Here is a 22,611-nt window from a genome sequence, read left to right as displayed (position 1 = left end):
GGCGCTTAATATTCGAGCGGCAGCGAGACCGTATGGCCATCCCGCGAAGACAGGTATGCGGCGATCAGCAGCTCGAGCGACTTCAGGCCCTCGCGGCCATCGGTCTCGGGTTCGGCCAATCCACGCATGACGTCGACCACGTTGCTGTAATAAAGAGGATGGCCGAAACCGTACACCGAGGTGGTTGCATAGTTGGCTTCGGAGATCTGCTGGTCGTAGTCCTTCGGCTGGTCGAATTGCCACAGCTGGATATCATTGACCGCGACGCCGCCGATACGAACCGTGCCTTTTTCGCCGAGGATCGTGATGCTGCCTTCAAGATTCTGCGGGTAGGTCAGCATGGTGACGCTCATCGAACCGATCGTACCGCTGCGCCATTTCACGTTCAGAACGGCGGTATCTTCAACCTCGATATCGCGCGTGGTGCTCATCATCGCATTGACCTTCTCGACCGGACCGATCAGCCAGTCGAGCAGGTCGACATAGTGGCTGGCCTGGTTCATGAGCGCGCCGCCATCGAATTCCCAGGTGCCGCGCCAGTTGCCCTGATCGTAGTAGGACTGCGGGCGGGTCCAGAACACATTCAGCTGGACCAGGTGGATCTTGCCGAAACGCTTTTCTTCCACCGCACGCTTAAGCAGTTGCAAGGTCGTGTTGCGGCGGTTTTGCTTGACCACGAACAGGCGCACGCCGGCTTCGTCGCATGCACGGACCATGCGCAGGCCATCCTGCCAGCGGGTTGCCATCGGCTTCTCGGTCATCACGTGCACCTTGTACTTGGCAGCGAGGACCGCCTGGTCCGGGTGCAGGCCGCTCGGCGTACACAGCACGACGAGGTCCAGTTTTTCGGACTGCAGCATGTCTTCCATGTCGCGGTATCCAGGCACCTTGTAATGCTCGACATGCGAAGCCAACTGATCGGCATCAACGTCGCACACTGCCGTCAACTCGAGGTGCTCGGAATGTTTTTCGATCGCACCGAAGTGGTTCTTGGCGATCCGACCGCAACCGACAATGGCGATACGGATCTTTCGGTCGGTAATGGGGAAGTAATGTCGCATGTTCTTACCTTGTAAAAATTAAAGTCGGAAAACCGTGAAGCCTGCGCCGGCGGCGATGTCGCGGTCGTACATCGCCTTGACATCGGCCAGTACCGGTTTGTCGCCTCGGCAGAGGGCACGCAGATCGGACGGCGTCATCTGGCAGAATTGCTGATGGCCGACGGCTACCACCACAGCGTCAACGCCCTGGAGGTCGTCAAGATTTCCGACTTCGAGGCCATATTCGTGGCTTACTTCCTCAGCGCTGGCCCAAGGGTCATAAATCACCGGCTTGACATTCCACTTCTTCAATTCATTGACGAGATCTACGACCTTGCTGTTGCGGATATCCGGGCAGTTTTCCTTAAAGGTGATGCCGAGCACGCCGACCTTGCTCCGCGCCACGTCGATACCGTTGTTAAGCATGAGCTTGACGACGTTACGCGCGACATAACGGGCCATATTGTCGTTGATACGACGGCCGGCAAGAATTACCTGTGGGTGGTAACCAACTTCCTCGGCCTTATGCGTCAGGTAGTAGGGATCGACGCCGATACAATGGCCGCCCACCATGCCCGGTCGGAAGGGCAGGAAATTCCACTTGCTTCCGGCTGCTTCCAGTACATCAATCGTATCGATGCTGAGGCGATCGAAGATCACCGACAATTCGTTGACGAGAGCGATATTCAAGTCGCGTTGGGTGTTTTCGATGACCTTCGCGGCTTCGGCTACCTTGATCGACTTTGCAGGGAAAGTGCCTGCAGTAATTATGCTGGCGTAAAGCTGGTCGACAGCCTTGGCAACTTCTGGCGTGGAGCCACTTGTAATCTTGCGGATGGTAACGAGAGTATTTACTTTATCGCCGGGATTAATACGCTCCGGGCTGTATCCACAGAAAAAGCCTTCGTTAAACTTTAATCCAGAATGCTTTTCGAGTACTGGTACAGCGACCTCTTCAGTGCATCCGGGGTAGACCGTGGATTCATAAATCACGACAGCTCCCTCACCCATGACCTTGCCGACAGTTTCGCTCGCCCTGATCAAGGGAGTGAGGTCGGGGCGGTTGACAGCATCGATCGGCGTCGGCACCGTGACGATGAACACGCCGCAGTCGCGCAGATCGTCGAGATTGGAGCTGAACTTCAGATGTTCGGCGTTGGCCAGTTGCTCTGCCGTCACCTCAAGCGTTGCATCGACACCTGCCGACAACTCGCCGATACGCGCCGAGTTGATATCGAAGCCTGTAACAGGCCGATATTTACCGAATTCGACGGCCAATGGCAGGCCGACATAGCCGAGACCAATCACGGCAATTTTCTTATTAATCAGATCCAAACTATTTGCTCCATTCTTGGAATTGCTGGATATCAGTGAGCCGCTTCGGTTCACTGTCTATCGTTTATTCGTTGGCGATTTCAATTGATTCCACCGATCGCTGGTCCGCAGCACTCGGAGTTGGCGCTGCCCCATCTCAAGCATGATCGCCAGGAGTACGGCTAAGAACGCTGAAATGGAGGTGCAAACCATGACAAAAAGAGATCGGCGCGGCTTGAACTTCCGCTCCGGCTCGCTTGCCTGGTCGACTACCTGGATCAGGGCGGGATCCTTTGCTTCGTCGAGTCGAGCCGCTTCGTATTGCTTGGCGAGCAGTTCGTACAGCATTTGCCTGTACTTCAGATCACGGTACAGTTGCACGTTGCCCGTCGCACGGTCATTGCTCGAATCCTGGGCATTGTTCGCGTCACTATCGCTCCCCCCTTGGAGCTTCGCGATTTCGGTGCGCAGACTGCGAATCTCTTCCTCCAGCTTCCGATACTCGGGATTATTCGGCGTCAGGAATGCTCCCATCGCGCGAAGCTGAACGTCCTTCGCTGCCGCCTGACTCTTCAGTCGGGCTGTATTTTCAAGCAGAGAGGCGGTTTCCGCATCCGGACTGGCTACACCACTTGTCGCCAGAGCGCGCTTGAGCGTCAGTTCAGCCGTAGCAAGGCTGTTCTTGGCCGCGACCAGTTCACGCTCAAAAAACACACGACGCTGCGACGCCTCGGTGACTGCCAACTGCTGGACCAGGTTTTGTAGTTCGGCAACGTACGCATTCGCAATCGGGGCAACCAGCTTCTGGTCACGATCCACAACCTCGAGATCGATGAAACCGTCTTTGCCGATCACAATCGTCGTGTTTGCTTCCAGCGATTTCCGTGCGGCTTCCAGCGATGCCCCATCTTCGCGCTTCTGCAGATTGAATTTTCGAATGACCTTGTCGCCGACTGCGCGGCTACGAAGCATGCCGACATACATTTCGTTAGGCGTGCGGAGTCCGGCAACACCGGCCGCCAAGCCAGCGGCACCGCCCAATTGGCTGAGCATTGCAGCCGCCGCCCCGCCGGTGTTCTGCTGCGGCGGCAAAATCGTCACATCGGCTCGATACTGATTTGGCAAAAACATGCTGAACGCTGCGGACAGAATGAATGCTGCGACGGTCACGCTCAATATTAATCGTTTGCGAGTGAACAACATGATCGCAAGACCGGCCAAATCCGCTTGTTCCGATTGTGCTTGCAACGGTGGTTTCAGTTCCATATCCATAAGGCTTCATCAACGCGCTGCGACGATTTTCACAGTCGCTTTGCTGTTAAATTTCTTTGTGGCCGCAAAAAGTTATTGACGCAAGGTCTTGATGGCGGCAGCGCCCAGACCGAAGTTCGCCAGAATCTGCGTCCACTCACGCGCCCCCTGCGTAAACTTGGTCCACGCAGTCTGCTTGTCCAGCTTTTCCGGCACGACGATCGTATCGCCCGGCATCACCTCGAGACCACCGATCTTGCCGAAGAACCAGCCCTCCGAATCAGCCGACACCACGGTGCCGTCGACACGCAGCACGAAGGCGTTGTCGATATCCGCATCGGAGGTCGTGCCGGCCATCCGCAGGTAATCCTTGACGCGGCTGTTCGAGCGCCACAGCGGCGATGCCTCGACGTTCACGGCGCCGAACACGTGCACGAAGGCCGGCTTCGACGGCACCACCAGGCGGTCGCCGTTCTGCAGCGTGACCTGCGGCAGGCGCGCGAACGAACGCTCGTTCGGGTCCAGGCCAAAGGCAATGCGGCCAGTCGGCTGCAGCTTGCGGAAGCGTGCAATACGTTCCTCCGCGGAACGGCGCTCGGATTCGAACTGGGCCGTCATCGCGGCAGCCTCGGCGGGAGACGTGCCGCGGAGGTTGGCCATCTGGCGCGACTGCTCGCTGCGCAGCTGGGTTTCCAGACGGTCCGCGGCGCGCTGCAGGTTCGCTTCCTGTTCCTTCTTCACCTCTTCGCGATAGAAGCCGGTACCGAACAGGTAGGCGTTGCCGGTCGGGCCGCCCGCCTTGGCGATCAGACTCTGCAGGGTATCACCCGCCGTCATCTGGTACACACCCGGCACATTGACTTCGCCTTCCACGCGCACGAATACCTGGCGCTTGTCCATCGGCACGGCCACGTCTTCCTGGGAGAAGATGGTCACCGTATCGCCCGGCTGCAGCTGGACGTTGTCCGGGCCGGCCGGATTGGTGAATACGGCACCCAGGTTGAATGGGATCAACTTGACGCTCAGGTCGCTGCGATTGACGCGCTCGATGACGGCGTACTCCCAGTTGATCGGGGTGATCAGGTTGCCGATACGCGAGGCGATCTTCGCTACATCCTCGGTCGTATCCTTTTCGTTGTCGCCTGCCGCCACGACATTGTTCTGGCGCTTGGTCGATTCGCGGCTGATCAGATATTCGCGACTCGGAATCAGGTCGCTGACGCGCATGCCCGGCTTGAACGGCGCACGCACCGGCTGGTCGACGTTACCGCGCAACACCACCGCATTCGAGAAGTCCGGCGTAATCGACACCACATTGAGCACGTCGCCGTTCTTCAGCGGGCGCTGCAGCCCCTGCGGGTTCAGCGCGAATTCTTCCACGCTGCGCGGATGATTCTTGTCCGGATCGATACGTTCCAGATAGGCGCGGCGCGGATCGGCCACGACCGGCAGGCCGCCGGCGAAGTCGAGCAGAGAGCCGATGCTGTCGCTGCTGTTCTTCAGTTCGTAGATGGCCGGGCTATTGACCTTGCCAACCAGCGCCACATAGCCGCCGGCCGGAGGGATATAGATGGTGTCGCCGTCCAGCAGCTTGATGTCGGCCGACTTGTCGCCCTTGGCGATGAAGGAATACAGGTCCAGCTCCGCTGCGACCTTGCCGCCGCGCTTCACCTGCACGCGGCGCATGCTACCGTTGGCGTTCGGACCGCCGCTCGCGAACAGCGCCGTCACCAGGGTCGACAGGCTCGACACGGTGTAAGTGCCCGGACGGCTGGCCTGGCCGACCACGTACACGGTAATCGCGCGCAGCTGACCGAAATTGACGCTGACCGTCACGCCCTTGTACAGGCGCGCGACCGCATTGCGGATCACGGCTTCGGCATCGCCGGCCTTGACGCCCGCCAGCACGACCGTACCGATGGTCGGAATATTGATGGTGCCGTTACGATCGATGGTCGCGCGGAAATCGATATCGATCGTGCCCCAGCCGCGAATCATCAATTCATCGCCCGGACCAAGCGGATAATCGCTGGGGACCGGAGAATTCAGAATGGGCGTAAAAGTCGACGGCGCGCTGGCAAAGAATTCGGAACCGAAAATCGGTAATACCTGCCCGGTATTATCTTCGATGAATTTCTGGAATTCGCTCAGTGGCGCATCCTGGTCAACCATTTGCTGCGGGAACAGGCGCGCCCTCCCATTATCGCGCGCGCCGTTCGGCGAAATTCCGAAACGGCCGGCTTGACGGTCAGCTTGGTTTCTGCCCATGCCCGCAGCACGAGCGGAGCCTTTACCTTGAGCCTGCCCCTGCCCCTGTCCATACGCTTGATTCAATCCCTGGTCACCGACCTGATTCGCAGGGGCATTCGTGATGGATACCCTGCGAGGCGTCGTTGACGAGCCGGCGGCTGCCGAGCTGTTAACCGTAGACGGCGTGTCCTGGCCAAACATGTCGGCCTTGTTGGTTGTCTCTTGGGCGGAAGCGGCAATAGCCGTCATGGCCAGCGCGACGGCCGTAAAACTCTTGGTGAACTTGAACATTGGTCTTAGGAGGAGTGGAGCGTGGACGCGTCTCGAACAGTCTGGCATTTTACCCGACAGCAATATGATTGGGAAACCTTTTGTTGTCACCAAATCTATGCTCTTTGTAGCGAAGGATATGAAATTCGGCATATACACCACAGTCAAAATCCCCCTTCAATGGAGGCTTTGCCCGAGCGCAAGAAACAAATCATTCACTTATGGATAGATTGGTAATGAAGGTCTCGCATTTCGGTGATTTTTGGTGAGATTTTAAGTGGTCGCGTTAAAATAAAATTAATAAAGATAGAATATTTGATATGAAAATATTTCAATCGAACACTGTTTTTCGCGCTGCCGGATTTTACATTATTCTTTCAATCGCAACGACTTCCCGTGCGGGAACCATCCTCGCCGACCTGGTGTCCACCCAGCGCGAAGCCGAAGCCCGCGCCGCCATCGCCCAGGCCGAACGCGCCGAGCTGCTCGCCCGCCTGCCGCCCTCCTCCATCAAGCCGCTTCAGGGCAGCGTCGACACCGGCAAATTCGGCGCCGCTGGCCTGGTCAGGGCCTTCGACCTGGCCCGTGAGCTAGCCACGGAAGTTTGCGCCGCCCTGCCCGCCGGCCGCAAAACCGCCATCTACGAACCGGCTGCCGCCCAGGGCGTCCTGGCGGCGCGCCTCGTGCAGGACGCGATCGAGCGCCTCAAGGACGACCTGGGCAAGCAGAACAAGGAGCTGCAGCAGGCCATCGAGACGCATACGCCGCAGGGCAGCGCCGCCGCCGTCGCCTTCACCGTGCTGACGGCGGTGCCGGCGACGCTGAAGGCCGGCGCCGACCTTGCCGCGCTGTTCAGGTCCGACGTGTCGGCGCAGGGCATCGGCTATGGCGACGGCGCCCGCGCCCTGTTCGCGACCGCCCTCGCGCGCAGTTGCCCGGAGCGGATCGCGGGACTCGGCGCAGGCTATCTGGGTGAGCTGGACGGCAAGCAGGACGCCGCCCTGCTCTCCCGCGTGCGTGCGCTGGCGGCGCAGCGTGGCGAGCTGGCGCAGCGGATCGCGGCGCTGAACCGGCTGGCCGATGCCGCCAAGGGCGAGGAAAAACGCGAGCTGTCGGCATTGGCCTCAAACGCCGGCGCGCTGCTGAAGACCGTCGACGCCTTCATCGACTCGCTCAAGGCCGGCGAGGCGGGCGAGCGCAGTCCGCTGTACAACGCGGCGCGCTATCTGGRCTATGCGGCCCGCACCGAGGGGTCGCCGGTGCTGGATTTCGACTTGCGGCTGGAGGGGATGAGCATCGTGAAGGATGCCCTGTTCACGGGGCAGAAGCTACGGCTTTCCGGCGTGGCCTTCCTCTGGTACCGGGTGCATGAGGCGGATGGGCGGCTGCTGGGTGCGGATGTGGTGCGCAGGGTTTCGCGGCCGGTGGAGATCGATTTACGAGGCGACAACGTCGACGGAAGTTTTTTTGGCTCCGGACAGTAAACTTGGGTCCCCGCCTTTGCGGGGACGACGTGCTAATGCAAGCAGCTCTGGTCAGCGCTCCAGCCGCGCTACTTTCTGCTCGATCGCCCCGAAGATCGACTTGCCCTTCTCGTCCAGCATCTCGATGCGGATCGTGTCGCCGAAGCGCATGAACTGGGTGACCGGCTGGCCGTATTCGATCGTCTCCAGGCAGCGCTGTTCGGCGATGCACGAATAGCCGCGCGAGGCATCCTTGTTCGACACCGTGCCCGAGCCGACGATGCTGCCGGCGCGCGCGTTGCGGGTCTTGCAGAGGTGGGCGATCAACTGCGGAAAATTGAACACCATGTCGACGCCCGCATCCGGCTGGCCGACCAGGCGGCCGTTCCAGGTCGAGCGCAGCGGCAGGTGGACCTTTCCTCCCTTCCAGGCTTCGCCCAGCTCATCCGGCGTCACCGCCACCGGCGAGAAGGCCGTTGCCGGTTTCGACTGGAAGAAGCCGAAGCCCTTCGCCAGCTCGGGCGGGATCAGGTTGCGCAGCGAGACGTCGTTGGCCAGCATGAGCAGGCGGATCTGCTGGTGCGCCTCGTCGGGCGTGGCGCCCATCTTGACGTCGCCGGTGATCACGGCCACTTCGGCCTCGAAGTCGATGCCCCATTCCTCGTGCGCCAGCACGATGTCGTCCATCGAGCCCAGAAAATCGTCGCTGCCGCCCTGGTACAGCAGCGGTTCATCGAGATTAAGTTCCGCCCAGAACGAGGCCGGCATCTCGGCGCCACGCGCCTTGCGCACCAGTTCGACGTGGTTGACATAGGCCGAGCCGTCGGCCCACTGGTAGGCGCGCGGCAGCGGCGCCATGCAGCGCGCCGGGTCGAAGTCGAAGGGGCGGCGGGCGCGGCCGGCGTTGAGCTGGTCGTAGAGTTCCGCCAACTGGGGCGCGATGAAGGCCCAGTCGTCCAGCGCGGCCTGCAGGGTGGGAGCGATGCCGTCGGCGATGTGGGCGGCTTTCAGGTCGCGCGAGACGACGGCCAGCTGGCCGTCGCGCGATCCATCGTTGAGGGTGGCGAGTTTCATGTCGCCATTGTAGTGCAGCCGGGCCGGCGGCAAGCCGCTCAGAAGGTGCCGAGCAACCCCACGCCGACCACGTTCTGGTAGTAGTCGTAGTCGATCATGCTCTGGCCATAGCCCGAGAAATACTGCACATAGCCCTTGAAGTGACCTGCCAGCGGGAAAGCCCAGCTGAGCTGGACCGCGCCGCGGTTCGTCGAGAAGTTACGGCGCAGCAGGGCCGAGTAATCGTGTCCGTTATTGCGGTAGGTGATGGCCAGGTCGCCACGGCCCATGTAGTCGACGATGTTCGGGTTATCGTCGTCGCTCGCCGCTTCGTTGATGCGTTTCCAGACTCGTCCGGTGACGGTGAATCCTGCCCGCTCCAGGCCGACACGGGCGTAGACCCTGTTCCAGCTGCGCGACAAGGTCGATACCTGGCCGTTCGACTGGTGTACCACGCCCAGGTTGAAGAAACTCGCGTGCATGCCCAGCACGTCGAAGTTCAGCGGCATTACCGCCATCAGCTCGGGCTGGTAATTGGTTTCGCGGAAGGGACTGGATGCCTGGCGGTTGCCGGCCTGCCAAAAACTGTTCTGCGTATAGCCGAACCACAGGTCGACCGGCTTCTTCCCGATGTCTTCCAGCACCTTGGTCTTGAAGCTCAGCTGGTACACCAGTTCGTTGTGCGCCAGGTCGGTGTTGAAGTCGGCGAGGTTGCGGAAGGGCCGGTAAGGCGCATCGTTCGGATGCGCCGTGCGCGTGATCATCAGGTAGTTCGCGTTGTGCGGACGGAAATTGAAGACGCCACGCTTGTGCTCCCGATCCAGTTCCCAATGATCGGCCAGGYTGAAGCCGCGGGTCTTTTCGGGCGAGAGGTCGAGGGCGGACTGGACTTCGCGCTCGGATTGCGCCGCCGGCGGGCTGGACACCGCTGCGGCCGCTGGTGCGGGCGCGGGCGCGGGGCCGACGCCGGCGAGACGGTCATAGCAGGCCAGGCGCTGGGCGGCATCGGTGATCTGTGCACAGCCGGCCAAGTCCGGAGCGCCCTGCTGGGCCAAGGCGGGATTCAGAACAAAGAGTGCTGAAACGGAGAGGAATCGGTACGTTTTCGGAGAAATCAATATCATCTTGCTGAGTTGCCTCAATAGTAATGACAAGTGTCGCGGAAAAAGCTGCCGTGCGTCGCACGAAACCACCGCTGCTTTCGCAAGCACCGTCTCAGGGCACCAGCAAATCCAGCTGTGCCCGCTCCAGATAGCACCACTCCCCTTCCTTCAGGCCGAGCGATTCGAGCGTCAGGCCGCCGATCTGCGAGCGGTGCAGGGCCGCGCAGTGGTTGCCGGCTGCGGCCAGCATGCGTTTGACCTGGTGATATTTTCCCTGCTCCAGCACGATCTCGAGCTGGTGGTCGCCGCGCTGGACGCAGCTCAAGGCCGCCAGCGGAGCGGGCTCATCAATCAGTTGGACGCCGGCCAGCAGCTGGTCGACCAAGGCCTGGGTCACCGGCTCCTGCGTCCTTGCCTGGTAGACCTTCGGCACATGACGCTTGGGCGAGGACTGGGCGTGGATGAAGGGACCGTCGTCCGACATCAGCAGCAGGCCGGTGGTGTCGTGGTCGAGGCGGCCGACCGGCTGCACTTCACGCCAGGTAAATTGTTCGGGCAACAGGGTCAGCACACCGGGATGGTGGCTGGGCTTGCGCGAGCATTCGAAGTTGGCCGGCTTGTAGAGGGCGATATAGACGCGCTCGCGATAGACCCACTCCTCGTCGAACACGGTCAGCACCAGGCCATCGGTCTCGACCGCGGTCTTGTAGCTGGTCTGGACCTCGTCGCCGATCGCGACGTCACCGTCCTCGATCAGGGCGCGGCAGTATTTGCGCGTGCCGAAGCCCTGGGATTGCAGCACGCGGTCAAGGGAAAGTTTGCTCATGGGGCGGGACTTTAACAGAATGGATGTGTATGGCATAGATCAGGTAGTTCCACTGTTTGAATCGGTAGCAAAACTACGTTTGACACGCGTCAATGCCACATCAGTTTCCATTGCTACACTGAAGCCTCGTTAGGAATCGACCTACAATCGTTGAGCTTAGGACTACCGTTCATCAACTTGTAGGATTAACACTCACCGATGTTTCAAACCAAGAGATGAGGTAAATGTGCATATTAAAGAAGAAAAAAATCGCCCTCCCTTTCATGGAAAGGATTCCATGGATCAGACATGCCATGTGGCGAGCGAGTACGCGGCGGCGTTTCCAACCCGCCTCGCGCTGGCGCGCTGGACACGCGGCGGCGATACTCCCCATGTCTTTGCCTCCGCTCACAACGTACCCATGCGTGCCGCATGGTACGGCCAGGCCCAGCGCCAATTCCAGGCCTGGCTCGAGGATGGAGGTTTTCATGCCGAATAAATGAAAACGACGGCTTGCGCCGTCGTTTTCTCCCATAGCGGGATCCAACCTGAGGAATGGAGTTCACTCGAAACCGCCTTGAAGCGGGTCTGTAGGTGTAAGCTACAAAACAACTATAGGCGACACTTTGGAATTTTCAAGGCACATTGATATCAATCAGCGAAGACTCGGAACAGGCCCCCGGTAAATCGAATGCACGGCGCCGGCCCCCACCGATGCGCCAAATTTCTTCAGCACACGCTCCGGCAAGCCTTCATGCGCGGTGTAGTCGATGATGTCTTCGGCCTTCACCACGTCGCGGGCGACGGTGTCGACGGTACCGAAGCCATCGGCCAGGCCCATCTCGACGGCCTTGGCGCCGGTCCAGTAGAGGCCGGAGAAGATTTCCGGATTTTCCTTCAGGCGCTTGCCGCGGCCGGCGCGGACCACGGCGATGAATTGCTCGTGGATTTCGTTCAGCATGGTCAACGCGTGCTGCTTCTGCTTGTCGGATTGCGGGCTGAAGGGGTCGAGGAAGCCTTTGTTTTCGCCCGCCGTCAGCAGGCGGCGCTCGATGCCCAGCTTGTCCATCAGGCCGGTAAAGCCGAAGCCGTCCATCAGCACGCCGACCGAACCGACGATGCTCGCCTTGTTGACGAAGATCTTGTCGGCGGCCGAGGCGATGTAATAGCCGCCTGAAGCGCAGATTTCGTCCACGACCACGTACAGCGGCTTGTTCGGATAGCCCTTCTTGAGGCGCTGGATTTCGTCGACGATGATGCCGGCCTGCACCGGGCTGCCGCCCGGGCTATTGATACGCAATACCACCGCGGCCGAGCCGGCATCGGCGAAGGCCTTGTTCAGGGACGGGATCACGGTATCGGCGGCGCCGCTGCCTTCGTCGTCGATGCTGCCGTCGATTTCGATCAGGGCGGTATGACGGCCGAGGGATTCGGTGCCGGAGCCGGTGCTGAAATCGAAATAGGCCCAGATCGCAAGAAATGCCAGCAACAAGAAGGATAGTTTGAAGAAGATTCCCCAGCGCCGTGCGGCCCGCTGCTCGCGCACCGTGGCAAACACGAGCCGCTCGAGGGTCTCGCGTTCCCAGTTGCGCATGGCGCCCGGGTCATTCACGTTCTGATTCTCGTTCCTGATGTTTTCGCTCATAAATGTGTGCTTGTTTTACTTCGGCGGCTGGAAATGCTGGTCCGGCTGCCAATAGACGCCATCGCCGGATTCGCGCACGGCAATCGGGCGCAGCCTGCCGCCCCGGCAAGGTCCACCTGTGCAGACCCCGGTTTCGGGCGCATAGATCGCGCCGTGGGTCGAACACATGAGGTACAGCTTGCTCGACTCGAAAAACTCGCCCTTGAACCAGTCCAATTCGACGGGAACGTGGGCGCAGCGGTTCAGGTAGCCGTAGACCTTGCCGCCATGGCGCACCACGAAACCGGTGGCTTCATCGCCGAACGCGACCACCGGGAAGCGGACGCCATTGCCGCCGTCGACCAGGGCATCGGACCCGCAGATATAGACCTGGTTTGCTTCGCTCATGCGTTCTCGACCAGCCACTGGTGGAGTTCAGGCACATTCTTTGCCGTGAAGATCGGGTGACATGCATGCAGTTGCTGCACAGGATGCGCGCCATACTCGACCGCGATGCCGGAGGCGCCGGCATTGTTGGCCATAAGCAAGTCGTGCGTCGTGTCGCCGATCATAACGGTGCGACGCATGTCCTGCCCCAGCTCCCTTGTCAATTCTTGCAACATTGCAGGGTGCGGCTTGGAAAATGTCTCGTCCGCGCAACGGGTTGCATCGAAGGTCGACAGCAGTCCGCAGGCATTCAGGGCGCGGTTCAGGCCGACCCGGCTCTTGCCGGTGGCGACGGCCAGGAAATAGCCGAGCTGGGAGAGTTCTTCCAGCATGGCGGGAACGCCACGGAATAGCACCAGTTCGTGGTCTTTTGTCAGGAAATGATAACGATACCGCTCCACCATGCGCGGATACAGGGCCGGGTCGATGTCCGGCATCACGGCCTGCATCGCTTCAAGCAGGCCGAGCCCGATCACGTGCGCGGCGGCGGCATCGCTGGGAACGCTCAGGCCGAGGTCCTTGGCGGCGGATTGGATGCATTTGACGATGGTGGCGGTGCTGTCCATCAGCGTGCCATCCCAGTCGAAGACGATCAGGTCGAATTGCTTGCGTGCCATTATGAATGTTTGCTTGTCGGTTGCCCCAAGCTTACCAAGAAACGCTCGCATTCCGCCGGCAGCGGCGCCGTCAGGGTCATCGGCTTGCCGGTTTCGGGGTGCTGGAAAGTGATCCGGTACGCATGCAGGAACATCCGCTTGAGGGCTCCGCGCGTATTGTTTGCCTTCTGAAGCTGCTTGTTCAATGCAAAATCGCCGTATTTCTCGTCACCTGCGATCGGGAAACCGCTCGATGCCAGGTGCACGCGGATCTGGTGCGTACGTCCGGTCTTGAGCTCGGCTTCGAGCAGGGCGAAGCCTTCCCAGCGGCGCAGCAGGTTGAACACGGTATGCGCTTCCTGGCCGCCGGCCTGCACCACTACGCGGCGCTCGCCCTCCGAGGTCGTGTACTTGTGCAGGGGCAGCTTGACGTGCTGGCGCGGGTTGGTCCAGTTGCCGCTGACCAGGGTCAGGTAGCGCTTGTCCGTCTTGCCGTCACGCATTTGCTCGTGCAAATTGGTCAGCGCCGAACGTTTCTTCGCTAACAACAATAAACCCGAGGTTTCGCGGTCGAGGCGATGCACCAGTTCCAGGAACTTGGCTTGCGGACGCGCCGCGCGCAGCTGTTCGATGACGCCATAGGACACGCCCGAGCCCCCATGCACGGCGACGCCGGCCGGTTTGTCGATCACCAGCAGGTGGCTGTCCTCATGCACGATCGCGAATTCGGCGCCGGGCACGGGAGCGCTGCCGGCTGCCTTTTCGGCGATGCGGATCGGCGGAATACGCACCACATCGCCCGTTTGCAGGCGGTACAACTGATCGATACGCCCTTTGTTCACACGCACTTCGCCAGAGCGGAGGATGCGGTAAATATGGCTTTTGGGGACACCTTTACAAACACGCAGCAGGTAGTTGTCGATACGTTGCCCGGCTTCTTCTTCAGCGATTGTTACAAGCTGGACAGAATTTCTCTCTAAGTCCTTCATTTTGAATATATAATCGACAGGCGGCGGTCAAACCTCTGCTGGTGTAAGAATTAAAACGATATTTTACACAGGGGCGCCTTCGTCGACCCCGCAAAAATGCGAATTCGATGAAGAAAAAAAGGAATCTCGCAAAATCGTAGCGAGCGGAAGTAGTGGTGACCGAGAAGCGCGGCTGTACGAAAGTACAGCGAGCATCGCAGGCCGCCAATGCGAAGCGCAGCAGGTTGGGTGAGATGACAAACGTGTACGCACATTCTTGTGCGCGCCAAGGTTGCACCGCAGTTGTAATCGGGTAGCGCACAGGACTGCAGGATTGGATTGTTTGGAATCGTAAGGATAAGTACCGGCAAGCCAGGTTCAGCCTGGCTCGCCGGGTGATGGCGTCGATAACGCTTGTCGTTTTCGCCGGACCCGCTGCAAGGAGCCTCTCCAGGAACCCGCAGGCCAAGGCTGATAAGCGCCTGGTCCGGATTCCCGCTACGGTCGCCCCGCGGTCTGGCTGTGGTCGCTGTTAGCACCCGCCCCAAGGCCCTGGCGCCGCCCTGATCGGGCCGCGCCGGCCGAACAAGGTTGCGGCGTGCGCGCGACAATGACGTTCGATGCCATTTGCGCCCTGTGGCCGGCAATGCCGTGCCACGCCCCGGGCATACCACCGCCAACACTCCCCTCCCCGCGTACGTTTCCAGCAATTAAACGGTCCACGGGCCGCGGAGTTAATAAAAATGAAACGTATGTTGTTTAACGCTACGCAGCAAGAGGAGCTGCGCGTAGCGATTGTCGACGGCCAAAAACTGATCGACATCGATATCGAGACCGCCGGTCGCGAACAGCGAAAATCGAATATCTACAAAGGCGTCATCACCCGAATCGAACCCTCCCTTGAAGCCTGCTTCGTCAGCTACGGCGAAGACCGCCACGGTTTCCTCCCCTTTAAAGAAGTCGCCCGCTCCTATTTCCGTGAAGGTGTCGACGTCCGGAATTGCACCATCAAGGAAGCCCTGCGCGAAGGCCAGGAAATCATGGTGCAGGTCGAGAAAGAGGAACGCGGCAACAAAGGCGCGGCACTGACGTCCTTCATTTCGCTGGCCGGCCGCTACCTGGTCCTGATGCCGAATAATCCGCGCGGCGGCGGCGTCTCCCGCCGGGTCGAAGGCGAAGAACGCCAGGAACTGCGCGAGACCATGGACAAGCTGGACCTGCCGCAGGGCATGTCGGTGATTGCCCGGACCGCCGGCATCGGCCGCACCGTCGAAGAACTCCAGTGGGACCTGAATTACCTGATGCAACTCTGGCGCGCGATCGAAGGCGCCGGCAAATCGGCCCCCGGGGCCTTCCTGATCTACCAGGAATCCTCCCTCGTCATCCGCGCCATCCGCGACTACTTCCAGCCCGACATCGGTGAAGTCCTGATCGACACCGACGACATCTTCGACCAAGCCCAGCAGTTCATGAGCCACGTGATGCCCGACATGGCGCACCGCGTGAAACGCTACACCGACGACGTCCCGCTGTTCTCCCGTTTCCAGATCGAACACCAGATCGAGACCGCGTACTCGCGTACCGTCCCGCTGCCGTCGGGCGGCGCGATCGTGATCGACCACACCGAAGCCCTGGTGTCCATCGACGTCAACTCGGCCCGCGCCACCCGCGGTTCGGACATCGAGACCACCGCCTTCAACACCAACTGCGAAGCGGCCGACGAAGTCGCCCGCCAGCTGCGCCTGCGTGACCTGGGCGGCCTGATCGTGATCGACTTCATCGACATGGAAGTCGCCAAGAACCAGCGCGAAGTCGAACAGCGCCTGAAGGATGCCCTGCACCATGACCGTGCACGTGTCCAGATGGGCAAGATCTCGCGCTTCGGCCTGATGGAACTGTCGCGCCAGCGCCTGCGTCCTTCGCTGTCGGAAGGTTCGCACGTCACCTGCCCGCGCTGCTCGGGCACTGGCCACATCCGCGATACCGAATCCTCCGCCCTGCAGGTGCTGCGCATCATCCAGGAAGAGGCGATGAAGGAAAACTCGGCCGCGATCCACGTCCAGGTTCCGGTCGACGTCGCTGCGTTCCTGCTGAACGAAAAGCGCGGCGAAGTGCTGAAGATCGAGAACCGTCACCGCATCACCGTCATCCTGATCCCGAACAAGCATCTGGAGACCCCGCACTACAAGCTCGAGCGCATCAAGCACGACGATCCGCGCCTGGAAGACGCCGCCTCCAGCTACACGATGGCCGAGTCGGCCGACACCGACATGGCTTACGCCAAGCGCCAGAAGGAAGAAGCCAAGCCGCGCCAGGAAGCCGTGGTCAAGACCATCACCCCGGCCCAGCCGGCGCCGATGGTGGAGCGCCGCGAACCGGTCAAGGCCGAGGCCGCTCCTGCCGCGGCCCCCGCCGCGCCGGTGGCGCCACCGCCTCCGGCCGAGCAGGGCTTCTTTGCCAAGCTGCGTAATTTCTTCTTCGGCAGCCCGGCGCCGATGACCCCGCCGCCGGCTCCGGCAGCGGCGCCCGTCAAGCCGGCCGAGCCGGCAGCGGCAGCCGCCGAACGCGGCGAGCGCGGCAACCGTGGCCAGCGCAATGGCCGTGGCGGCCGTAACGGTACGGGCACCGGCAAGGGCCGCGAGCGCGAAGACCGCGAACAGCTCGCCAAAGGCGCGCCGGCCGACGAGACCGCCAAGCCGGTCGACGCCGAAGGCAAGCCGGCCCGTCCGCCGCGCAAGCCGCGTGAACCGCGCGAGCCGCGCGAAGGCCGCGAGACCCGTGAAGTGCGCGAAACCCGCGACCAGGCCGAGGCACCAGCCCAGCCGGCCCCGCGCGCCGAGCGTGGCGAACGCGCCGAGCGTCCGGAACGTGCCGAGCGCCAGCCGCGCCAGCCGCGTGAGCGTGCCGAGCGCGCCCAGGTGGTCGAAGCCAAGGCCGACGAACTGAGCGTGGTCCAGGCTAGCGCCGCGACCACCGTCACGATCGCGACGACCGCTCCGAATGGCGATCAGGAAATCATCCAGGAGCAAGTGGTGAAGACCGTGACGGCCATCGGCCCGGACGGCGAGGAAGCCGAGACCGATGGTGGCGACGAGCCGCGCCGCCGCCGCCGTCGTGGCGGCCGCAACCGCAACCGCCGCGATCGCGACGGGGCCGACATCATCGACAACGAGAGCGGTGAAGAAGGCGCGGCACCGGCCTTCGCACCGGTTGCCGACGAAGAAGCCGCCAAGGTCCAGGCCGAAACCAAGGCTGCGAGAGCCAAAGGCGCCAAGCCGGCCAAGGCTGCTGCTGCCCCGGGTCCGTGGCCCTTCCCGACCGCCGCTTCGGTGAAAGCCGCTGCCGAGAAAGCCGCGGCCGAACACGCCGCCGCCGAACAAGCCGCAGCCCGGGCACGTGCCGAAGCCGCGGCAGCAGAAGCCCTGCACGTCGCCGCCGCACAGGCAGCAGCCGAGGCCGCTGCCGCAGAGGTGAAGGCATCGAACCAGGGTGCGTGGCCCTTCCCGACCGCGAAATCGGTCGCCGAAGCCGCAGCCCGTCACGCTGCCGCCATGGCGCCGGTTGCTCCGGTTGCTCCGGTTGCTCCGGTTGCTCCGGTTGCTCCGGCACCGGCTCCGGTTGAAGCCGTGGCTCCGGTCGAAGCCGCCGCTCCGGCTGCCCAGCCGGTCGTGATGCCGGCGCCGGTGGCGCCGGTCGCCTCGGCCCCGGCTCCGGTCGCAGCCCCCGCACCGGCACCGGCTCCGGTTGCCGCTGCCCCGGCCGATCTGGGCGAAACGCTGGCCCAGGCCGGTCTGCAACTGGCATCGACCGATCCGGAAAAGCTGCGCGCCGCCCAGGAAGCGGCCGCCCAGTCCCAGCAGCCGGTCCGTCTCGGCCGCACCCGCAAGCTTGCGCCGCCGCCGGCCCAGGAGCCGCTGATCCAGGTGGATACGCGCCAGTAAGACGCGGTCTTGTCCAATAAAAAAGGAAGCTTCGGCTTCCTTTTTTTTGTCTGTAAGATAAACCAACTTTGACCATCGCTTGTTGCATGCATCCCCAGCCCATCCCCTTCCGCACCGCCCTGCGCTACTGGCTCAAGCTGGGTTTCATCAGCTTCGGCGGACCGGCCGGACAGATCGCGATGATGCATGCCGAGCTGGTCGAACGCCGCCGCTGGATCTCCGAGCAGCGCTTCCTGCACGCGCTCAACTACTGCATGCTGCTGCCCGGCCCGGAAGCGACCCAGCTCGCCGTCTACATCGGCTGGCTGATGCACCGTACCCTCGGCGGCATCGTGGCCGGGGTGCTGTTCGTGCTGCCTTCGCTGCTGATCCTGATCGCGCTGTCGTGGATCTACATGGCCTACGGCCACCTGCCGGCCATCGCCGGCGTCATGAACGGCATCAAGCCGGCGGTGGTCGCCATCGTGCTCGGCGCCGCCTGGCGCATCGGCAGCCGTACGATCCGCAACTGGCTGCTGGCCGCCATCGCCGCTTGCGCCTTCGTCGCCATCGCCGTGCTGGCGCTGCCCTTCCCGCTGGTGGTGCTGGGCGCGGCGCTGGCGGGCGTCGTGGGCGGACGCCTGCGCCCCGCCCTGTTCCAGCCCGGCGGCGCCCACAAGGCGGGCGGCAAGTCCCATGGCCCCGCGCTGATCGACGACGACACGCCGACGCCGCCACACGCCCGCTTCAGCTGGCGCGGGCTGGTGCGGGTGAGCCTGGCCGGCTGCGGCATCGGCCTGGCGGCCTGGCTGCTGCTGGCGGCGCTGTACGGCCCGTCGGGCGCGCTGGCGAGCATGGGCTGGTTCTTCACCAAGGCCGCGATGATGAGTTTTGGGGGCGCCTATGCCGTGCTGCCCTACGTCGTGCAGGGCGCCGTCGAGCACTATGGCTGGCTGAGCGCCGGACAGATGATCGACGGCCTGGCCCTTGGCGAGACCACGCCCGGCCCGCTGATCATGATCGTGGCTTTTGTGGGCTTCGTCGGCGGCTGGACCCATGCGCTGTTCGGGCCGGGCGCACTGTTCGCCGCCGGCGCGGCCGGGGCGGCAGTGGCCAGCCTGTTCACCTTCCTGCCCTCCTTCGTGTTCATCCTGGCCGGCGGGCCGCTGGTCGAGTCCACGCGCGGCGACCTGCGCATGACGGCGCCCCTGACGGCGATCTCGGCGGCGGTGGTCGGCGTGATCGTGAGCCTGGCGGTGTTCTTCGGCGGCCAGGTCTTCCTGGCCGGCGGCAGGCCGCACTGGCCGGCGATCGCGATCGGCGCCACCGCCACCGTCGCCCTGCTCCGCTACAAGGTGGGAACGATCCCGCTGATCCTCGCCTGTGCGCTTGCGGGCATCATGCTATCGTATTGGAATGTCTGAGAAAATCATCATGCTGGGCGACGCCGGATCGCCGGCAATGCCGGTGCCGACGGCGCCGGCCGAACCTTCGGGGCTGCTCGCGGACGCGCTCGGCCGGCCGCTGCACGACTTGCGCATCTCGGTCACCGACCGCTGCAACTTCCGCTGCGTCTACTGCATGCCGAAAGAGGTGTTCGACAAGAACTACGCCTACCTGCCCCACTCCTCGCTGCTGAGCTTCGAGGAGATCACCCGGGTGGCGCGCCTGTTCGTCGCCCACGGCGTCGAGAAGATCCGCCTGACCGGCGGCGAGCCGCTGCTGCGCAAGGACCTGGAACGCCTCGTCGCCCAGCTGCGCGAACTGCGGACGCCGTCCGGCCGCCCGCTCGACCTCACCCTCACCACCAACGGCTCGCTGCTGGCGCGCAAGGCCCGCGTACTGAAGGACGCCGGCCTGGACCGCGTCACGGTTTCGCTCGACGCCATCGACGACGCCATCTTCAAGCGCATGAACGACGTCGACTTCGCGGTCTCCGATGTCCTCGAAGGCATCGAGGCCGCGAACGCCGCCGGCCTCGGTCCGGTGAAGGTCAACATGGTGGTCAAGGGCGGCATGAACGACGCCCAGATCCTGCCCATGGCGCGCCACTTCAAGGGCACGCCGACCATCTTGCGCTTCATCGAATACATGGACGTGGGCGCCTCGAACGGCTGGAATATGGACGAAGTCATTCCGTCCAACGAAGTGGTGCGGCGCATCGCCGCCGAGATGCCGCTCGAACCCATCGGCGCCAACTACGCGGGCGAGACCGCTTCGCGCTGGCGTTACGTGGACGGCAGCGGCGAGCTCGGCATGATCTCGAGCGTGACCCAGGCCTTCTGCAGCGACTGCTCGCGCATCCGCCTGTCCACCGAGGGCAAGCTCTACACCTGCCTGTTCGCGACCCGCGGCCACGACCTGCGCGCCCTGCTGCGCGAAGACCGCAGCGACCTCGAGATATCGTCCAGCATCGCCCAGCTGTGGAGCCGGCGCGCGGACCGCTATTCGGAAACGCGGACGATCAATACCGAAGGCCTGTCGCGCGGCGCGAAGAAAATCGAAATGTCTTACATCGGCGGATAAGAAAATGAATACTGCATCGATCAGCGGCCTGGTCCTGGCCGGCGGACGCGGCACGCGCATGGGCAACGTGGACAAGGGCCTGCAGCCCTTCGGCGGCTCGACCATGGTGGCGCACGTCCTGGACCGCCTGCGGCCGCAGGTGGCCAGCGTGGCCATCAACGCCAACCAGAACCTCGAAGCCTATGGCGCCTTCGGCGTGCCGGTCTGGCCGGACGATACGCCGGGCTTTGCCGGTCCGCTGGCCGGACTGGAAGCGGGCCTGCGCCGCTGCGCCACGCCCTATCTGCTGACCGCCCCCTGCGACTCGCCGTTCCTGCCGTCGGACCTGGCGGCGCGCCTGCTGCAGGGCCTGGAGGATGCCGGCGCCGACCTCGCGCTGGCGGTGACGGAAGAAAACGGCCTGCGCCAACCGCATCCAGTTTTCTGCATAATTAAATCCAGTAAAGTGGACGTGCTGTCGGCCTATCTTGCCGCCGGCGGACGCCGCATGGACGGCTGGTACCCGCAGATCAAGGTGGCCGAGGTGCTGTTCGAGGACGCCGCCGCCTTCCGCAACATCAATACCCGCGACGAGCTGCAGAGTCTCGATCCCGCCGGGTCGCCCGTATCTGCTCCGCGCTTGGCCGACGTCGTCAGCTGCCTGTCCGCATATGACCCGGATGCCCTGCCGGTGCGCGACGCCCAGCGGATCATCCGCGACTTCGTTTCGCCGCTGCGCGCGACCGAACAGGTGGCGCTGCGCGCCGCGCTGGGACGGGTGCTGGCGGCGGACATCACGTCGCCGATCGACGTGCCGGCCCACGACAACTCGGCGATGGACGGCTATGCCCTGCGCGGCGAAGATTTGTCTACCGAAGCGTTGGTGCTTCTGCGCGTGATCGACACCGTGTATGCCGGTCGCACCTCCAGCGCCGTACCCGGCCCCGGCGAATGCGTGCGCATCATGACCGGCGGCGTGATGCCTGCCGGCTGCGACAGCGTGGTGCCGCAGGAACTCGTGACCGAATCCGGCGGTGTCATGGTCATGGCCCCCGGCACCATCCGCGCCGGCGACAACCGCCGCCTGGCCGGCGAAGACCTGAAGGCCGGCAGCGCCGCCCTGCGCAAGGGGAAGGTCATCCGCCCGGCCGACCTGGGCCTGCTGGCATCGCTCGGCGTGGCCGAGGTGCCGGTGCGGCGGCGCCTGCGCGTCGCCTTCTTCTCGACCGGCGACGAGCTGCGCTCGATCGGCCAGCCGCTCGACGAAGGCTGCGTCTACGACAGCAACCGCTACACCATCTACGGCATGCTGACGCGGCTGGGCTGCGACATCATCGACATGGGCGTGGTGCGCGACGACCCGCAGGCGCTGGAAGACGCATTACGCGAGGGCTGCGAAAACGCCGACGCCATCATCACCTCGGGCGGCGTCTCGGTGGGCGCGGCCGACTACACGAAGCAGATCATGGCGAAGCTCGGCGACGTCACCTTCTGGAAGATCGGGATGCGCCCGGGCCGTCCGCTGGCCTTCGGCCGCATCGCCTCCAAGGGCCACAGCGCCTTCCTGTTCGGGCTGCCGGGCAATCCGGTGGCGGTGATGGTCTCCTTCTACTTCTTCGCCCGCGAAGCGCTGCTGCGCATGATGGGGGCCGAGGCGCCTTTGGAGTTGGTGCGTGCCCGCTCCGTGGCGTCCATTCGCAAGAAACCGGGGCGTACCGAATACCAGCGCGGCGTGCTGTCGCGCGGCGCCGATGGGCAGCCCGAGGTGAAGATCACCGGCTCGCAAGGCTCGGGCATCCTGCGCTCGATGTCGGAGGCGAACTGCATGGTGGTGCTGCAGGATGAACAGGGTAGCGTGCAGGCTGGGGAGATGGTGGATGTGTTGATGTTCGAGGGCTTGATTTGAACATCTCTTGCTGTCCGCTTCTGGGGTTGGCATGCGTAACTGATATTTAGCAAAGACTTTATTGATATCAATGTAGCGACGATTCGGATTCCTACC

At 62.9% G+C, this 22,611-nt stretch carries 18 protein-coding genes; 6 read left to right on the top strand and 12 right to left on the bottom strand.

Annotated features, from left to right (window positions below; genetic code table 11):
- Positions 1–5: 5 nt before the first annotated feature.
- From AC1DIX_RS18795 to AC1DIX_RS18780, 4 genes are all read right to left on the bottom strand, one after another.
- Complete coding sequence (locus AC1DIX_RS18795) at positions 6–1,061, bottom strand: Gfo/Idh/MocA family protein (RefSeq protein ID WP_477326431.1); 1,056 nt, start codon at positions 1,059–1,061, stop codon at positions 6–8.
- Between the two features lie 18 nt (positions 1,062–1,079).
- Positions 1,080–2,375: a Vi polysaccharide biosynthesis UDP-N-acetylglucosamine C-6 dehydrogenase TviB gene (tviB, locus tag AC1DIX_RS18790; RefSeq protein WP_477326429.1), complete on the bottom strand. Its 1,296-nt coding sequence runs from the start codon at positions 2,373–2,375 to the stop codon at positions 1,080–1,082.
- 57 nt (positions 2,376–2,432) lie between these two features.
- Complete coding sequence (locus tag AC1DIX_RS18785) at positions 2,433–3,626, bottom strand: GumC family protein (RefSeq protein WP_477326427.1); 1,194 nt, start codon at positions 3,624–3,626, stop codon at positions 2,433–2,435.
- A 72-nt stretch (positions 3,627–3,698) separates the two neighbouring features.
- Complete coding sequence (locus AC1DIX_RS18780; protein ID WP_477326425.1) at positions 3,699–5,603, bottom strand: polysaccharide biosynthesis/export family protein; 1,905 nt, start codon at positions 5,601–5,603, stop codon at positions 3,699–3,701.
- Positions 5,604–5,973: 370 nt separating this feature from the next.
- On the opposite strand from AC1DIX_RS18780, the gene AC1DIX_RS18775 reads away from it, so the two are divergent.
- Together AC1DIX_RS18775 and AC1DIX_RS18770 are read left to right on the top strand one after the other, a co-directional pair.
- Positions 5,974–6,354, top strand: a complete 381-nt coding sequence (locus AC1DIX_RS18775) for a hypothetical protein (protein WP_477326423.1) — start codon at positions 5,974–5,976, stop codon at positions 6,352–6,354.
- A gap of 91 nt (positions 6,355–6,445) precedes the next feature.
- Positions 6,446–7,609, top strand: coding sequence for a hypothetical protein (locus AC1DIX_RS18770; RefSeq protein ID WP_477326421.1), 1,164 nt, complete (start codon positions 6,446–6,448; stop codon positions 7,607–7,609).
- A 51-nt stretch (positions 7,610–7,660) separates the two neighbouring features.
- Here the strand turns inward: AC1DIX_RS18770 and AC1DIX_RS18765 are convergent, their stop codons facing one another.
- From AC1DIX_RS18765 to AC1DIX_RS18730, 8 genes are all read right to left on the bottom strand, one after another.
- Entirely contained in the window at positions 7,661–8,662 is a 1,002-nt protein-coding gene (locus AC1DIX_RS18765; protein ID WP_477326419.1) for a fumarylacetoacetate hydrolase family protein, read from the bottom strand.
- A 38-nt stretch (positions 8,663–8,700) separates the two neighbouring features.
- Positions 8,701–9,696: a phospholipase A gene (locus AC1DIX_RS18760; protein WP_477326417.1), complete on the bottom strand. Its 996-nt coding sequence runs from the start codon at positions 9,694–9,696 to the stop codon at positions 8,701–8,703.
- A gap of 160 nt (positions 9,697–9,856) precedes the next feature.
- Positions 9,857–10,570 (bottom strand): pseudouridine synthase, encoded by a 714-nt coding sequence (locus AC1DIX_RS18755; RefSeq protein ID WP_477326415.1) that lies wholly within the window; start codon positions 10,568–10,570, stop codon positions 9,857–9,859.
- A gap of 172 nt (positions 10,571–10,742) precedes the next feature.
- A complete protein-coding gene (locus tag AC1DIX_RS18750; RefSeq protein ID WP_477326413.1) occupies positions 10,743–11,084 on the bottom strand; it encodes a hypothetical protein in 342 nt (113 codons plus the stop codon).
- Positions 11,085–11,204: 120 nt separating this feature from the next.
- The gene (locus tag AC1DIX_RS18745) at positions 11,205–12,194 is read right to left on the bottom strand and encodes a S49 family peptidase (RefSeq protein ID WP_477326411.1); all 990 of its coding nucleotides are present in this window, start codon (positions 12,192–12,194) and stop codon (positions 11,205–11,207) included.
- Between the two features lie 15 nt (positions 12,195–12,209).
- Entirely contained in the window at positions 12,210–12,581 is a 372-nt protein-coding gene (locus tag AC1DIX_RS18740) for a Rieske (2Fe-2S) protein (protein ID WP_477326409.1), read from the bottom strand.
- Positions 12,578–13,237 carry an HAD-IIIA family hydrolase gene (locus AC1DIX_RS18735; RefSeq protein WP_477326407.1) on the bottom strand — a complete coding sequence of 220 codons (660 nt, stop codon included), beginning with the start codon at positions 13,235–13,237 and terminating at the stop codon, positions 12,578–12,580. Before AC1DIX_RS18735 ends, AC1DIX_RS18740 begins: the two co-directional genes overlap by 4 nt.
- The gene (locus AC1DIX_RS18730) at positions 13,237–14,205 is read right to left on the bottom strand and encodes an RluA family pseudouridine synthase (RefSeq protein WP_477326405.1); all 969 of its coding nucleotides are present in this window, start codon (positions 14,203–14,205) and stop codon (positions 13,237–13,239) included. Before AC1DIX_RS18730 ends, AC1DIX_RS18735 begins: the two co-directional genes overlap by 1 nt.
- 722 nt (positions 14,206–14,927) lie before the next feature.
- Between AC1DIX_RS18730 and AC1DIX_RS18725 the strand changes: the two genes are divergently transcribed.
- From AC1DIX_RS18725 to moeA, 4 genes are all read left to right on the top strand, one after another.
- Positions 14,928–18,125: an Rne/Rng family ribonuclease gene (locus AC1DIX_RS18725; RefSeq protein WP_477326403.1), complete on the top strand. Its 3,198-nt coding sequence runs from the start codon at positions 14,928–14,930 to the stop codon at positions 18,123–18,125.
- Between the two features lie 86 nt (positions 18,126–18,211).
- Positions 18,212–19,528: a chromate efflux transporter gene (gene chrA, locus AC1DIX_RS18720; RefSeq protein WP_477326401.1), complete on the top strand. Its 1,317-nt coding sequence runs from the start codon at positions 18,212–18,214 to the stop codon at positions 19,526–19,528.
- Positions 19,521–20,630: a GTP 3',8-cyclase MoaA gene (gene moaA, locus AC1DIX_RS18715; protein ID WP_477326399.1), complete on the top strand. Its 1,110-nt coding sequence runs from the start codon at positions 19,521–19,523 to the stop codon at positions 20,628–20,630. The genes chrA and moaA overlap by 8 nt, the downstream gene beginning before the upstream one ends.
- A gap of 4 nt (positions 20,631–20,634) precedes the next feature.
- A complete protein-coding gene (gene moeA / locus AC1DIX_RS18710; RefSeq protein WP_477326397.1) occupies positions 20,635–22,515 on the top strand; it encodes a molybdopterin molybdotransferase MoeA in 1,881 nt (626 codons plus the stop codon).
- The last annotated feature ends 96 nt before the right edge of the window (positions 22,516–22,611 follow it).

It is taken from the genome of Massilia sp. 05N420, assembly GCF_056397205.1.
This window is presented reverse-complemented; position numbering and strand designations above follow the sequence as displayed.

Bases quoted from the DNA above. Each gene is read 5' to 3' on its own strand.
- AC1DIX_RS18735 (WP_477326407.1), bottom strand. From the start codon at position 13,237: ATGGCACGCAAGCAATTCGACCTGATCGTCTTCGACTGGGATGGCACG.
- AC1DIX_RS18750 (WP_477326413.1), bottom strand. From the start codon at position 11,084: ATGGGAGAAAACGACGGCGCAAGCCGTCGTTTTCATTTATTCGGCATG.
- AC1DIX_RS18785 (WP_477326427.1), bottom strand. From the start codon at position 3,626: ATGGATATGGAACTGAAACCACCGTTGCAAGCACAATCGGAACAAGCG.
- AC1DIX_RS18755 (WP_477326415.1), bottom strand. From the start codon at position 10,570: ATGAGCAAACTTTCCCTTGACCGCGTGCTGCAATCCCAGGGCTTCGGC.
- moeA (WP_477326397.1), top strand. From the start codon at position 20,635: ATGAATACTGCATCGATCAGCGGCCTGGTCCTGGCCGGCGGACGCGGC.
- AC1DIX_RS18725 (WP_477326403.1), top strand. From the start codon at position 14,928: ATGAAACGTATGTTGTTTAACGCTACGCAGCAAGAGGAGCTGCGCGTA.
- AC1DIX_RS18745 (WP_477326411.1), bottom strand. From the start codon at position 12,194: ATGAGCGAAAACATCAGGAACGAGAATCAGAACGTGAATGACCCGGGC.
- AC1DIX_RS18740 (WP_477326409.1), bottom strand. From the start codon at position 12,581: ATGAGCGAAGCAAACCAGGTCTATATCTGCGGGTCCGATGCCCTGGTC.
- AC1DIX_RS18780 (WP_477326425.1), bottom strand. From the start codon at position 5,603: ATGATTCGCGGCTGGGGCACGATCGATATCGATTTCCGCGCGACCATC.
- AC1DIX_RS18795 (WP_477326431.1), bottom strand. From the start codon at position 1,061: ATGCGACATTACTTCCCCATTACCGACCGAAAGATCCGTATCGCCATT.
- moaA (WP_477326399.1), top strand. From the start codon at position 19,521: ATGTCTGAGAAAATCATCATGCTGGGCGACGCCGGATCGCCGGCAATG.
- AC1DIX_RS18730 (WP_477326405.1), bottom strand. From the start codon at position 14,205: ATGAAGGACTTAGAGAGAAATTCTGTCCAGCTTGTAACAATCGCTGAA.
- chrA (WP_477326401.1), top strand. From the start codon at position 18,212: ATGCATCCCCAGCCCATCCCCTTCCGCACCGCCCTGCGCTACTGGCTC.
- AC1DIX_RS18765 (WP_477326419.1), bottom strand. From the start codon at position 8,662: ATGAAACTCGCCACCCTCAACGATGGATCGCGCGACGGCCAGCTGGCC.